Below are 13,549 nucleotides of genomic sequence, written 5' to 3' on the forward strand. Positions count from 1 at the left end.
CTAGGTGCTAACGCACCTACTTTCTAACGAGTGAATATTATGAAAGCATTATCCAAGTTGAAAGCTGAAGAAGGGATCTGGATGACCGATGTGCCTAAACCTGAAATGGGGCACAACGACTTACTGATCAAGATCCGTAAAACGGCAATTTGTGGCACCGATGTCCATATTTATAAGTGGGATGAGTGGTCTCAAAATACCATTCCAACCCCTATGGTCGTGGGCCATGAGTATGTGGGTGAAATCATCGATATGGGTCAAGAGGTACGAGGCTTTTCTGTTGGTGACCGTGTTTCTGGTGAAGGTCATATCACATGCGGGCATTGCCGAAACTGCCGAGCAGGTCGAGTACACTTATGTCGTAATACTATTGGTGTGGGTGTTAATCGAGAAGGCTCATTCGCTGAATACTTAGTTATTCCAGCTTATAACGCATTTAAAATACCAGATAATATTTCAGATGAGTTAGCATCGATTTTTGACCCATTTGGTAATGCCGTACATACTGCTTTATCATTTGATTTAGTGGGTGAAGATGTATTAATCACTGGCGCTGGTCCAATTGGTATTATGGCAGCAGCGGTTGCTAAACATGTAGGTGCGCGCCATGTTGTTATCACTGATGTGAATGAATATCGACTAGATCTTGCACGTAAAATGGGCGCCACTAAGGCGGTCAATGTGGCAAGCGAAAGTCTTGAAGATGTGATGGAAGAACTGGGTATGACAGAAGGCTTCGATGTAGGCCTAGAAATGTCTGGTGTACCGGTTGCATTTAATAGCATGCTGAACAACATGAATCACGGCGGTAAAATTGCGATGCTGGGTATTCCACCCAGTGATATGGCGGTTGATTGGAACCAAGTCATTTTCAAAGGCTTAGTTATCAAAGGCATTTACGGACGTGAAATGTTTGAGACCTGGTACAAGATGGCAAGTTTGATTCAGTCTGGTTTGAATCTAGAGCCCATCATTACCCATGAATTTAATGTGGATGATTTTCAGAAGGGCTTTGATACAATGATCTCAGGCCAGTCAGGTAAAGTGATCCTAGACTGGACAAAGTAATTTAAGTCCAACAGGCGGCTTTAAATTGTACTTTCCTTTTTGTAAGGTATTGTATTAATTGGGCCGCTTTTTTAATGAGAGAGATATGGCTTTTAAACATATTAGTATTGAACAAACACAAGCATTAATCGCACAAGATAACGTGGTTGTTGCAGATATCCGCGATCCTAACTCGTTTTCCGCGGGGCACATTCCTGGTTCGGAGCACCTTTCGAATGAAAACTTAGCTCATTTTATGCAGGAAAAAGAGTTTGAGCAGCCGATCATTATTGTTTGTTACCATGGGATCAGCTCTCAAAATGCTGCAAACTATTTAGTCGAGCAAGGTTTTGAAGATGTTTACAGTATGGATGGCGGCTTTACTCAATGGGAGCAAACACTTCCGGAACATGTAGAAAAATGAAATTACTTGGCTCCTTTTCAGACCCTAGAGCGGTTCAAGGAGCCGTTGATTACCTAAGAACACTTGGGGTAGAAAGCCAATTACACAGTGAAGATGGAAGAACTGTGTCAGTGTGGGTACAAGAGCAGGATTTGCTGACCGCTCAAGCGATTTGGCAAGAGTTTCTCGATAACCCTTATCATGAAAAGTATAGCAATGCCTCTTGGCAAGTGGGCGAGACAGACGGCGTATTAAAATATCAAGGCACACAGCTAAACTTATTTCAGCGTTTTGTGCGTCTAAACTGGCTCGTACAGGTTGTCACAATCATCGCTTTACTTGTCTACATCAGTTTTTATTTCTTCACGCCATCGGCTGTATTCGAAGCGCTTAAATTTGATATAAACCACCCTTGGAGCTGGCTAACTCCTGCTTTTATGCACTTTGGTGCGGTACATTTATTGTTTAACTTAAGCTGGTGGGTTTTTTTGGGTAACCAAATTGTCAATAGAGCAGGTTTTATAATTTTGCTATCTCTTTTCACGGTCAGTGCATTATTGAGCAATTGGGCGCAGTTTTTACTTGTGGATGAGAACTTTGGCGGTTTGAGCGGAGTTGTGTACGCACAGATGGGATTTTGCTGGATCTACTCATATCTTAATAAAGATGAGCAGGCTATTTTGTCTAAACCCATGATCGGCTTTATGTTGGTGTGGATGATTTTAGGATTTACTGATGTGCTATTTATCAGTATGGCAAACTGGGCCCATTTAGTTGGACTACTAACCGGAATGAGCCTCGCTGCGATGATGTATCAAACTAGTGGTAAAGGTACTTCGTAAATAAGACTTCTCGGATAATTTCTTGTCCAGTTTCATCTTTGAGCAGTGTTTTAAGTTTTTCGGCGCAGCGCTTTCTGATCTCTTCTCGACCAGTAAGAGATTTTATTGTTTCTTCTGGTTCTTTACTCAGTATTTGAACAATTGCATCTCTTAGCAATGGGGTGTGGTGCTCGACTACAGCAATATTGGCAATATCATCCAGCATCAAATCGATAGTAACGCGCACGTATCCGAGCTTTTTATTGGATTGGCCAATATAGTTCGTAATGATATCTGGCTCAAAACCGTAATAGCCAACATTTGATTCTGCTTTAAGCTTAAAGCTTGCAACACTGACCGTTAACGCCATAAATAATAAAAGAGTACGAACCATAATCGTCTGAAAATACGTAACTAAATATCAACAATATGGTTAGTTTATACTTAAACTTAAAACATGAACAGCCAGCATTTAGATAATCACGAACTTTTTTGCATTGCTAAGCTTTGCTATCATGGCAGCGGTTTAGTCTTTATTGAATTATTGCATTGTTAAAACATCCTATTTCTCTAGATTTTAATTGGGGGAGCTGCGACGAGGTTGTCGTCAAAGCACCTTCAAAAATACATGAACGCTTAATTGAGCAAGGCTCCTTAACGGCATTGTTAAAAAGTCAAAGTGGCAGCTTTAAAGTAAAAGTTCTCGATGAACAGCATCTGATGTTACCGCCAGATATTGCCAAAGCACTCGAAAGTGAGGTTGAGCAAGCAGTATGTCGGCAGGTGTTACTCTATTGTGATGATTTGCCCCATGTTTATGCGCAAAGTTGGATTTTGTTGAATGCAAACGAGCAAGGATTGGTAAATCTTGGTGATAAACCGCTGGGCGAGAAGTTATTTCAACAGTCGCTTTGGCATAGGGGAGCGCTAGAAGTAAGCTATGTTGATGATACCCATTCACATATGCAATTATGTAAACTACTCGGCGCACAGCATGGCCCTATCTTTGCCAGACGCAGTATATTTACCAAAGGCTCTGCTAAAGTCTTGGTATGCGAAATTTTTAATAATGAGATTAAATAAATGAAAGTAGCGTCGTTGCAATATGCCAATGTTGCCGAATATAAACAATTAATGCGAATTGATAAGCCGATTGGTACATTCTTATTGTTGTGGCCTACTATGTGGAGCCTATGGTTAGCATCTGAAGGCATGCCAAGCTTTTTACATATTGTAGTTTTTGGCGCAGGGACTTTTATGATGCGCAGTGCTGGTTGTGTAATTAATGATTATGCAGATAGAAAAGTAGATGGCTCAGTAAAAAGAACAGCAATGCGTCCGCTAGCCCGAGGGGCTGTATCAGAAAAAGAAGCGCTGACGCTCTTTTTCGTGTTGGTCTTACTGTCATTTTTATTGGTGCTGACTTTAAACTGGCAAACAATCGCCCTGTCAGTCGGCGGAGTTTTGCTAGCGGCTTTATATCCGTTTATGAAGCGATATACGCATTTGCCTCAGGTTGTTTTAGGCGCAGCGTTTAGCTGGGGTATCCCTATGTCATTTATGGCTGCTACGGGTGAGGTACCACTTGTGGCATGGCTATTATTCATTGCTAATGTTCTGTGGACTGTTGCGTATGACACTATGTATGCAATGGTAGATAGGGACGATGATGTTAAGATCGGGGTTAAATCGACCGCAATTTTATTTGGAAAATGGGATAGGCACATTATTGCATTATTAAATATATGCTTCTTAATGTGTATGTTGATAGTGGGTGTTCATTTCATGTTAGGCACTTGGTATTGGGCTACATTAATTATTGCCACTATGATGTTAGTGTATTTACAACGAGAGATTGTTGAGCGTAATAGAGACGCATGCTTCAAAGCTTTTTTAAATAACAATTATGTAGGCTTGACGATATTTATTGGCGTGCTTTTAGGTTAGATTTTTGCCCACACCATCTAAAGTGTGGGCTTAGTGCGTCAAGTATAAAAAAAATTAAGAATGCACCGGCGCACCGTTTACTTGCAATTGAGCGGCTGTTTTTTCAATCAATTGAAGTAGGCTGTTTACATGGCTGTTCCCACTAAGTTGGTGGTTGGTATTAATAACTAACTGCTCATGACTGTTGTCTTTGTTGGTCTTCAAAAGAACTAGATCAGGGTCTTGTGCAATTGTTTTTGAGTGCTCAATGCTTGCAATAGCAAAACTTTGGCTGTTTTTAAGTCCATCAATAACTTGAGTGATATTACCTATCTTCACGCTTGTTGACTTGTTTAGACCTTCTACAGACTCGTTTAACATGCTCTGCACTTGCTTAGACTGCGAGAAGCAGCTGTACATGGGGTACTGAGATAACTCTCCTCTACGGATACACTCTTGTTGGGCAAGAGGGTGTTGCTTTGATACAAATAAAATCAGCTGATCAGGCAAATGAATATCACTGATAAGGCTTGTTGCAGATGATAAATAAACACTGATATCCACTTCACCTAACTGAAGCTTTCTAGTTAATTCATGTTCATCTAATAGCTGCATCTCAATTTTAACATTGGGAGAGTCAGCTAAGAATCGGCCACATGACATCGGAACAATTTCGCTTGCTTTTACGGTGTATCCAACGACCAACTTTTGTTGATCTCTGCCAAATAGGCTTTGTTTAATGGTATTTTTTGTGACGTCCAGTTCACTTAGGGTCGCTTTACAGTAATTGAGAAACAGCTCACCTTGCTCGGTTAGTTTTACTGAGCGCGTAGAGCGTTTTACCAGCTCACACCCAATTTCATCTTCCAGAGTCTGTATACTTCTCGTTAGAGCTGATGTACTTATCTGGGTTTGTTCGGCAGCTTGTCTAAAGTGACGAAGGTTGCCTAGAGCAACGAATTGCTCAAGTTGTTCAAATCTCATTTGAAATTCCTTTTATTTCAACAAAAATGCAATCATGACGTTGATTTCCTAATACTAATACAGTTTCAGGAAACATCCAAGTGAATTTTTTACATTTCGCTTACAAAGTTTTAGTCGGGATATGTATCCCTGATTAAAATGAATTGTTCCAGATTATTTATAAATAAATCAACTAATTTGGGATCAAATTGCTTGGATTTTTGAGATTTTATCTCGTCAAGTACTTTTTCTAGGGACCATGCCGACTTGTAGCAACGTTTACTGCCTAATGCGTCGAAAACATCAGCTATTGCGGTAATTCTTCCAACAATATCAATGTCTTCGCCTTTCAAGCCTTGAGGGTAACCGGAACCATCCCATTTTTCGTGATGCTGGTGAGCAATTGTTGCGCCGCATTGCAATATTTCATTCGTTGATTTTTTCAAGATATCGTAGCCCAGCTGGGCATGTGTTTTCATTATTTCCCATTCATCACTGGTCAGTTTAGCAGGCTTATTTAATATCACGTCGGGAATACCAATCTTACCAATATCATGTAAGGGAGATGCCATTTTGATTATTTCGGCTTGGTAACTATTGATGCCTGATAATTCAGCGAGTAACTTGCTATACATCGCGACACGTTTAACGTGTGACCCGGTTTCTTTTGACCGTTTTTCTACCGCTTCGCCTAAAATGTAGGATAGTTCACGTTGTGACTCTTTGACGGTTTCACGTAATTTTATATTGTCGTGTGCCAGTGCAATGTTGTTTGCGAAAAACTCAAGGAGTTGGCAATCGGTGCTGCGTAGAGAGCTTTCTTTACTGACGTATAGCATGGTCTCCAGCCCACCTTTAGAGGTGAAATAGCCGACATATTCATTGCAAGACTTGCAAGAAGTCTTTTTGTTATGTGTTTCGATGAATAAGTTTTTAACGTTATTTGGGATTTTATCTGAGCTTGGCTCTATGCCTTCTCCTGAAGCGGCTAAAAGTTTGAATTGAGAGCCAGAGTCTGTTTGCTTATTGGTTGCTGCGGCGCAATAAATTTCTGAATCAGATAGTCCTAAGACTTGTGCAACATGCTCTAAGATAGTTGATGCAAAATCTTGCACATTATCACATTCCAAAAAGCTAGATGATGCAGCAATAATCCTCTCTAGGCCTTTTTTGTGCAGCTCTATTGTTTGAATGTCTCGGTGTGAGCGAAGTGCAGAGTAAAGAAGTGTTTTTAATTTTACAGCGGTGAGCTCTGTTTTATTTTTATAGTCGTTAATATCGTAATCGCGGATCACAGATTCTTCAGGGGCTTCTCCTGGTTGACCTGTTCGGAGAATTAATCTGATGTCATGGTTAGCCATTTCATTGCGGATGAACTTAATTAGGTCGAGTCCCGCATGGTTGTTCTCCATGACAACGTCAATGAGACCAACTGATATACAATCTTGGGTCTCTAATATTTCCATGGCTTGTTTGGCCGAATAAGCGTGATGAAAACGTAATGCTTTATCCTCAAACTTAAAATCAGAAAGAACTAATTTAGTGACTTGGTGAATGTCCTCCTCATCATCAACGACTAGCACATCCCAAAAAGCACGCTCTTCAGGTTGTGATGTTTCTTCTCTTAGTTGCTCATTTGAAAAAAGAAAACCGCTCACACATGACCCACCTTTAACTATTGATAATCTCAGTATAGTAAGGTCAAAACGAGTTGCTTACTCTTGCATCGGCTTTTTTTCGATATTATTGAGTTCAATTTCTATTGCATCACACGAAATATGGATTTCGTAAAGTGAGAGCATAAGAGAAGCAACTAGACAGCAAAGGCTGGCGCCAAACAGCACTATCCCGAGCAAGCTGATGTCAATAAACAGGGCAAACATAGAAAGGGTACAGAGGATAAATGAAAAGACTCCCCAAACTTGCATTAAACGGATCAGTTTAATACGTTTTTTTAAGTTGTTGATTTGCTTAACAACAAGCGGGCGCAATGTATTCCCTTCACGTGCGTTGAGCTCTCGGATTAACTGAGCAAGCACTAAAAAACGATTTGTGTAAGCCAATAATAACAACGAAATTGCGGGAAATAATAACCCTGGGGTGGTAAGCGTCATAGAGCTCTTCCAAATTACACACTACAATATTGTTTATGATAGCAAAATTAACATTGAGTGCGATGGTTAATGATTTAGATAAATGGTGCTGTGTCTTTAGCACTGATAATATGATCGAAGCTCACCTTGTGAATGGTCTCTTGCATCAAGCTCGTATCAAGACGACCATGCAAGGGGAGGCATTATCATCTACCCTTGGGGAGCTTCCGTTTGCTGATAATACCATTAAGATCTTTGTGCCTGCGATAAAGTTGCCCCTTGGAGAAGAAATATTGGTAAACTACCACCAGAAAAAATCAAAATTAGATTGGCAATGTCAGCATTGCAATGAGCTCAATGGCTCAGCTTTCGAGTATTGTTGGCACTGTGGAAGAGAGTATGAGTAAAGCAAATAACTTTCAGCGCATTCGTGAACTGAACTATTTACAAAAAGCGGTACTTGCTGCAGCTATTTTGGAAAGAATGACACCAAACTATGGATTATTTAGCGAAGCGACAGGGTTTGGCGATGAGCAAGTTTTTAGAAGTGCACTGAATTTATGCTGGGAAAAGCTGTTATTGCCAAAAAGTAAAATCAGCTTAGAAAAGCAAATTGAGAAAATAGAGCCTAACGTCCCCGAATTATCTGACTTCGATATGTTTGGTACATACCCTGCGATAGATGTCGCAACTGCATTATTGGGTTTTATCCAAGGGATCATGACCAAAGATGACGTAGAATTTGTCAATGTCGCAAAAATATCGCAGGCCACTGTGGCGCGATATATCGAGTTTTTATTCGCCCAAGAAGATGTTATTCCTGACAATAAACAGGTTCGTGAGCACCCATTGATGCAATATGAAATTGAAGTATTGGGCGAGCTAATAGATTTTGTTGAAAATATGGGACGTATTTCTTCTGAAAGCGTTAAACAGTTAAAAGCGCAAGCGATAATTGATGGTCAAACGAACATTGGCTTGGCCATCGAGAATGTGTAGTAAAAAGTGTAGTGGAGAATAAGATTGCGTATTTTAGGTATTGAATCTTCCTGTGATGAAACTGGCATCGCTATTTATGATGATGAACAAGGATTGCTTGCTCATCAGCTCTACAGTCAAGTTAAAGTGCATGCCGATTATGGTGGGGTCGTCCCGGAGCTTGCGTCTCGGGATCATGTACGTAAAACTATTCCACTGATTGAAGCTGCTTTTGAGCAGGCTGGTTGTGGTCCAGAGTCATTAGATGGTATTGCCTATACGGCGGGACCAGGTTTGGTAGGAGCATTGCTGGTGGGCACTTCTATCGGGCGTTCTCTGGCATTTGGCTGGAATATTCCTGCGGTTGCTGTACATCATATGGAGGGCCATTTACTTGCACCCATGTTAGAAGATGACAAACCCGAGTTTCCCTTTGTAGCACTTTTGGTGTCAGGTGGGCACACTATGATGGTTAAAGTGGCTGGGATTGGTGAGTATGAGATCTTAGGTGAGTCTGTGGATGATGCCGCAGGTGAAGCATTTGATAAAACTGCGAAGCTATTAGGTTTAGATTATCCAGGTGGCCCATTGCTCGCAAAACTTGCGACACAGGGAGTGCCTGGACGTTTTGTATTCCCTAGGCCAATGACCGACCGACCTGGGCTGGACTTTAGCTTTAGTGGTCTTAAAACCGCAGCAGCGAACACGATAAAGAATGAAGGTGATGACACACAGACTAAAGCTGACATTGCGCATGCGTTTCAAACTGCTGTCATTGATACATTGGCAATTAAGTGTAAACGCGCATTAAAGCAAACAGGCATAAAACGCCTTGTCATCGCTGGTGGGGTGAGTGCTAACGTTGAACTGAGAACAAAGCTTGAGCGTATGATGCAAGGTATGAAAGGGCGTGTTTACTATCCTCGTACTGAATTTTGTACGGATAACGGGGCTATGATTGCGTTTGCTGGTATGCAGCGTTTAAAAGCAGGTCATACAGCACCGCTTGATATGAAAACCCAACCTCGCTGGCCATTAGATAGCCTACCTGCGATTTCTTAATCTTTTTCAGTGTTTTTCTTCCCGACTTTAGGCTCCTTTCCTTGGAGGAGCCTAGAGATGTTTGCTCTGTGACGGAAAATAATTAGCAGCGTTAAAAAGCCAACTGGGAGCGTGTATTGTGGCTTGATAATCCAAGTATAAAGCGGTGCTGCGGTGACGGTCACGATGGCTGCAAGGGAGGAAAAACGAAAAGCCCAAAGAACAAGCAACCATGTCACTATGAGCATGCCCGCCAAAGGTAAGCCAATGGGCAATAAAGCCCCAAACGCGGTGGCGACCGCTTTCCCACCGTTAAAGTGGAAAAAAACGGGGTAAATATGTCCAAGACAAGCACTCACTGCGACCGCCCCTAACCAAATCGGTTCTATATTTAAGAAATAAGCGCCCCAAACTGGAATAGTGCCTTTTAAAACATCAAAAATAAGTACCAATGCCGCCGGCAGTTTTCCTCCAATGCGTAATACATTGGTGGCGCCCGGATTATTCGAACCTGAAAAGCGGGGATCAGGCAAAGAGAACAGCCTTGATATTAAAATCGCTGAGGAAATCGAACCAAATAAATAAGCACAAATACACATTAAAATGACTAACACAAGCTTCCTTATTTTTTATTGCTCTGTTTTGGGCTATGATCGCGATTCTTTTTACACGGCCTAATATTATTCGCCGACCCCGTTTTAGTCATGCTAGGAGTATACATGGACAAGGTCTATATCTCGCAATTACACGTCGAGACCATAATAGGAGTTTACGACTTTGAGAAAGAAAGTAAACAAAGCCTTTATTTTGATATTGAAATGTCTACAGATATTACCCCAGCAGCGCAAACTGACGATATAAATCTTACCGTAGATTACGCAAAAGTCAGCGAACGAGTGATTGGTTTATCTGAATCAATTCAAGTAGAGCTATTGGAAACTTTGCTAGAAAAATTGGCTAAGATGATTTTGGCTGAATTCTCTGTCAGTGATGTTCGAATTAAAGTCAGTAAACCAGCAGCCGTCGCACAAGCAGCTACAGTTGGCATTGAAATATATCGGAAAAAATAGCATGTCAGAGATTTATATCAGTATTGGTTCCAATGTAGATCGGGAACGGCATTTTAAAAATGGGTTGACGGCTTTAATTAACCATTTTCCAGATTATAAACATTCAAATGTTTATGAGAGCGAGCCGGTGGGATTTAATGGGCGTAACTTCTTCAATTCAGTATTTGCTGCTAATACACACATGTCAGTGGATGAAGTTTGTCACTTACTCAAAAAGATTGAGCGTGATAACGGTCGCACGCAAGGCGATAAAAAGTTTAGCCCTCGCACTTTAGATCTCGATTTGTTGCTTTATGATGATTTGATCTGTGAGCAACCTGCGCAGTTACCTAGAGACGAAATTACTAAAAATGCTTTTGTACTATTGCCTTTGTCCGAAGTCGGCGGGCATATTGCGCTCCCAACCACAGGTGAAACTATTTTATCTATCTGGGAAAACTATCATAACCCTAGTCAAAAACTATGGAAAGTGGAGTTCTAATTTATAATGAGTTTGATTGAAATTATTGTTCTGGCCTTAATTCAAGGTTTAACTGAGTTTTTACCGATTTCGAGCTCAGCTCACTTAATATTGCCTTCGCAGGTTTTTGGCTGGCAAGATCAAGGCTTAGCATTTGACGTTGCGGTTCACGTGGGTACCCTCTTTGCGGTGGTTATTTATTTTCGTAAAGAGGTAAGTGAAATCCTAGCTGCGTGGTTTAAATCTTTTGGCAGTCAGGGGACAACTGATGATAGCAAATTAGGTTGGTTTATTTTGCTGGCCACTTTACCCTCGTTGGTGATTGGCTATTTTGCCAAAGACTTGGTGGAAGAGTACTCAAGAAATGCCTGGATCATTGCTGGGACGACGATTGGTTTTGGTTTATTACTTTGGTATGCAGATAAAACGGCGAAACAAATAAAAACGATTTACCAGATCAACTGGTTGATGGCGCTTTGCATTGGTCTGTCTCAAGTAATTGCAATGCTATTACCTGGTACGTCTCGTTCAGGGATCACGATGACAGTAGGCTTACTGATGGGCCTAAATAAACAAAGTGCAGCGCGATTTTCATTTTTAATGTCAATTCCAGTCATTGCGGCTGCTGGCAGCTATTTAACTTATAAGCTTATTTCTGAAGGTGATGAGTTTAATATTACGGATATTGCTACGGGTGCAGTGTTGTCATTCTTTGCGGCTTATGCATGTATTCACTTTTTCTTAAAGGTCATTGAGAAAATGGGTATGCTGCCATTTGTGATTTATCGACTCGCACTAGGCGCCTTCTTAGTCATCTATTTATCTATGTAATTGTATATGGGGCGATATGAGCCCCATTATTTTATTCTGCTATCAATCAAAACTGTTATCGTAAATAATCACTTCGGCACTGCCCAAAGGCTCTGTGTGTATAGCCTTTGTGCGGTATTTTAAGCCAATTTTTTTCATGATATTAATTGAACCTAGATTGTCCGGATGAGCTAAGGCTGTGAGCTTGTTGGCGACTTTATGTTCGGCTAAGGCATCAGCAATTTGCTTAGCGGCTTCTGTTGCATAGCCTTGTCCCCAGCTTGTTTGCATAAATCTCCAGCCTATTTCCAAATTGGTGTCGTCTCTTTTCTCTGTAAAAAAGTCCATAGGGCGCACGAGGATCCAGCCGATAAAGTCGTTGCTCTGTTTTAAAAAGCAGCCCCATAGTCCCCACCCACTATCTGGGTTAGAAAATTGTTTGAGCCGAGGTATGAATATTGAGTCTATGTCTTCTTGACTCGTAACCTTACCACCATTGATAAACTGCATCACAGCAGGGTTTTGATCTAATTGAAAGAGCAGGTGGGCATCGTCTGGAGTGAGTAGTCGGTACTTGAGCCGATTTGTTTGATTAACTTTCATAATAATTGCTTTATCCTTTTATTATTAGACTTGTTACAATACTGCGTCATTTTTGTTTGGAGAATATTTTGGGTAACTCTGTACTGGCGCTTCGTGCACAGCAAATTTCTGAATCTAAGAGAGAGTTCAAAGCACGAGGTTCAAAACTTACTCGATGTGAGACTTGCTTACTCGCAGAGCCATTATGTATTTGCGCTGGCGTTAAGCAGGCTCAGTGCTCAAGCGCAGTGTGTTTGTTAATGTATCATAACGAAAGTTTTAAGCCATCCAATACAGGGCGTTTAATCGCAGATATTGTGCCTGATAACTATGCATTTCGGTGGGATCGAACAGAGCCGAGCGATGCATTGATTATGTTGTTGGAGAATCCGCTGTATCAGCCTATTGTGGTTTTTCCTGAAGAAAATGTGCAACCACAGCGGGTGATAAAAACAGTAGAGCGTATAGAAGGGAAAAAGCCGCTGTTTATCTTTCTTGATGGTACGTGGCGTGAAGCCAAGAAAATGTTCAGAAAGAGCCCGTATTTGGATCAATTCCCAGTGTTATCTGTGTCTCCGCAAAGTTTGTCAAATTATAAGTTGAGGGTTGCGCCCCATGAGCACCAACTCGGCACGGCGGAAGTCGCTTGTGTTGTACTTGAAGAAAATGGTGAAACAGAAGCAGCTGAAAACCTCACATCGCATTTTATTGATTTTAGAGATGCGTATTTACGAGGTAAACGAAGTAAATTTTCTGACATATAAACACGAAGATAGCGCGACTCTTACGAGCCGCGCTTGACGGAATCTTCTAAACAGCATCCTGCTATGTTGAATAACTCAACTCCCTAATTCATTTCCATACAATTCGCTTGGTGTTTTGATTCTGCGAATTCTTGCACATCCTGTACCAATCCACTTGGATCATCCTGACCCCATCCTCATTTGCATCAAACGTATCCATTGTTTGATATTACCTTGCAATTATTCCTTTTGGGCTTATCCATTACCCTTCCTAATTCCATCTAGTCCTGACATCCTGAATATCTGAACTTCCTTACTTAAATACTTGCTTCCTGCAAGTACATCATAATCCTAGTTCCATACTCCATTCGGGGGTCAATCCATGTCGCGCCTATCACATCCGTTTTCCCTGCTATGCCTCTCCCCAAGAGACGATTAAAGTATATGCTGTGCTGCGTATTAATACATTAGCTTGAAGATTATCAAAAACGGACTATCTTCTATTTGATATATAAAAATTATTAAATAACAATAGGTTCCTTATTTGAGGGCGGTTAAATCTGGATTAGATTACTCGATATCTACAAACATAGTGAGAAATCTCTTACAGAT

Annotated in this window: 18 protein-coding genes; 12 read left to right on the top strand and 6 right to left on the bottom strand. The window is 41.0% G+C overall.

The window, feature by feature from the left end; all coding sequences use genetic code 11:
- Positions 1 to 39 precede the first annotated feature (39 nt).
- From tdh to glpG, 3 genes are all read left to right on the top strand, one after another.
- On the top strand, positions 40 to 1,068 hold the full coding sequence (gene tdh, locus N477_RS10875; protein WP_063360727.1) for an L-threonine 3-dehydrogenase: 1,029 nt from the start codon (positions 40 to 42) through the stop codon (positions 1,066 to 1,068).
- Positions 1,069 to 1,153: 85 nt separating this feature from the next.
- Positions 1,154 to 1,471, top strand: coding sequence for a thiosulfate sulfurtransferase GlpE (gene glpE / locus N477_RS10880; RefSeq protein WP_063360726.1), 318 nt, complete (start codon positions 1,154 to 1,156; stop codon positions 1,469 to 1,471).
- Complete coding sequence (gene glpG, locus N477_RS10885; RefSeq protein ID WP_063360725.1) at positions 1,468 to 2,292, top strand: rhomboid family intramembrane serine protease GlpG; 825 nt, start codon at positions 1,468 to 1,470, stop codon at positions 2,290 to 2,292. Before glpE ends, glpG begins: the two co-directional genes overlap by 4 nt.
- On the opposite strand, the gene N477_RS10890 is transcribed toward glpG, so the two are convergent.
- The gene (locus tag N477_RS10890; protein ID WP_063360724.1) at positions 2,270 to 2,665 is read right to left on the bottom strand and encodes a flagellar basal body-associated protein FliL; all 396 of its coding nucleotides are present in this window, start codon (positions 2,663 to 2,665) and stop codon (positions 2,270 to 2,272) included. The two genes, glpG and N477_RS10890, sit on opposite strands and share 23 nt — an antisense overlap.
- A 155-nt stretch (positions 2,666 to 2,820) precedes the next feature.
- On the opposite strand from N477_RS10890, the gene N477_RS10895 reads away from it, so the two are divergent.
- Complete coding sequence (locus tag N477_RS10895; RefSeq protein WP_063360723.1) at positions 2,821 to 3,354, top strand: chorismate--pyruvate lyase family protein; 534 nt, start codon at positions 2,821 to 2,823, stop codon at positions 3,352 to 3,354.
- On the top strand, positions 3,355 to 4,218 hold the full coding sequence (gene ubiA / locus N477_RS10900; RefSeq protein WP_063360722.1) for a 4-hydroxybenzoate octaprenyltransferase: 864 nt from the start codon (positions 3,355 to 3,357) through the stop codon (positions 4,216 to 4,218).
- Between the two features lie 54 nt (positions 4,219 to 4,272).
- On the opposite strand, the gene N477_RS10905 is transcribed toward ubiA, so the two are convergent.
- The 3 genes from N477_RS10905 to N477_RS10915 all read right to left on the bottom strand — a co-directional run bounded on the left by N477_RS10905 (position 4,273) and on the right by N477_RS10915 (position 7,274).
- Positions 4,273 to 5,181, bottom strand: coding sequence for a LysR family transcriptional regulator (locus N477_RS10905; RefSeq protein WP_063360721.1), 909 nt, complete (start codon positions 5,179 to 5,181; stop codon positions 4,273 to 4,275).
- 110 nt (positions 5,182 to 5,291) lie between these two features.
- Complete coding sequence (locus N477_RS10910) at positions 5,292 to 6,818, bottom strand: DUF3369 domain-containing protein (protein ID WP_063360720.1); 1,527 nt, start codon at positions 6,816 to 6,818, stop codon at positions 5,292 to 5,294.
- 57 nt (positions 6,819 to 6,875) lie between these two features.
- Entirely contained in the window at positions 6,876 to 7,274 is a 399-nt protein-coding gene (locus tag N477_RS10915; protein WP_063360719.1) for a DUF2721 domain-containing protein, read from the bottom strand.
- Positions 7,275 to 7,309: 35 nt separating this feature from the next.
- Between N477_RS10915 and N477_RS10920 the strand changes: the two genes are divergently transcribed.
- The 3 genes from N477_RS10920 to tsaD are packed head-to-tail and all read left to right on the top strand — an operon-like array spanning position 7,310 to position 9,293.
- Positions 7,310 to 7,660, top strand: coding sequence for a putative signal transducing protein (locus N477_RS10920; protein WP_231098055.1), 351 nt, complete (start codon positions 7,310 to 7,312; stop codon positions 7,658 to 7,660).
- Entirely contained in the window at positions 7,653 to 8,252 is a 600-nt protein-coding gene (locus N477_RS10925; protein ID WP_063360718.1) for a YjaG family protein, read from the top strand. The genes N477_RS10920 and N477_RS10925 overlap by 8 nt, the downstream gene beginning before the upstream one ends.
- A gap of 24 nt (positions 8,253 to 8,276) precedes the next feature.
- Positions 8,277 to 9,293, top strand: a complete 1,017-nt coding sequence (gene tsaD / locus N477_RS10930; protein ID WP_063360717.1) for a tRNA (adenosine(37)-N6)-threonylcarbamoyltransferase complex transferase subunit TsaD — start codon at positions 8,277 to 8,279, stop codon at positions 9,291 to 9,293.
- On the opposite strand, the gene plsY is transcribed toward tsaD, so the two are convergent.
- Complete coding sequence (gene plsY, locus N477_RS10935) at positions 9,290 to 9,886, bottom strand: glycerol-3-phosphate 1-O-acyltransferase PlsY (protein WP_155731864.1); 597 nt, start codon at positions 9,884 to 9,886, stop codon at positions 9,290 to 9,292. The two genes, tsaD and plsY, sit on opposite strands and share 4 nt — an antisense overlap.
- Positions 9,887 to 9,991: 105 nt before the next feature.
- Between plsY and folB the strand changes: the two genes are divergently transcribed.
- The 3 genes from folB to N477_RS10950 are packed head-to-tail and all read left to right on the top strand — an operon-like array spanning position 9,992 to position 11,633.
- Complete coding sequence (gene folB, locus N477_RS10940; RefSeq protein ID WP_063360715.1) at positions 9,992 to 10,342, top strand: dihydroneopterin aldolase; 351 nt, start codon at positions 9,992 to 9,994, stop codon at positions 10,340 to 10,342.
- A gap of 1 nt (position 10,343) precedes the next feature.
- Positions 10,344 to 10,823 carry a 2-amino-4-hydroxy-6-hydroxymethyldihydropteridine diphosphokinase gene (gene folK, locus N477_RS10945; protein ID WP_063360714.1) on the top strand — a complete coding sequence of 160 codons (480 nt, stop codon included), beginning with the start codon at positions 10,344 to 10,346 and terminating at the stop codon, positions 10,821 to 10,823.
- 6 nt (positions 10,824 to 10,829) lie between these two features.
- Positions 10,830 to 11,633, top strand: a complete 804-nt coding sequence (locus N477_RS10950) for an undecaprenyl-diphosphate phosphatase (protein ID WP_063360713.1) — start codon at positions 10,830 to 10,832, stop codon at positions 11,631 to 11,633.
- 42 nt (positions 11,634 to 11,675) lie between these two features.
- Here N477_RS10950 and N477_RS10955 read toward each other — a convergent pair whose 3' ends face one another.
- Complete coding sequence (locus N477_RS10955) at positions 11,676 to 12,215, bottom strand: GNAT family N-acetyltransferase (protein ID WP_063360712.1); 540 nt, start codon at positions 12,213 to 12,215, stop codon at positions 11,676 to 11,678.
- A 68-nt stretch (positions 12,216 to 12,283) separates the two neighbouring features.
- Between N477_RS10955 and N477_RS10960 the strand changes: the two genes are divergently transcribed.
- The gene (locus N477_RS10960; protein ID WP_063360711.1) at positions 12,284 to 12,958 is read left to right on the top strand and encodes a tRNA-uridine aminocarboxypropyltransferase; all 675 of its coding nucleotides are present in this window, start codon (positions 12,284 to 12,286) and stop codon (positions 12,956 to 12,958) included.
- Positions 12,959 to 13,549: the final 591 nt, after the last annotated feature.

The sequence above is a fragment of the Pseudoalteromonas luteoviolacea H33-S genome (genome assembly GCF_001625695.1).
Classification (GTDB): Bacteria; Pseudomonadota; Gammaproteobacteria; order Enterobacterales; family Alteromonadaceae; genus Pseudoalteromonas; species Pseudoalteromonas luteoviolacea_B.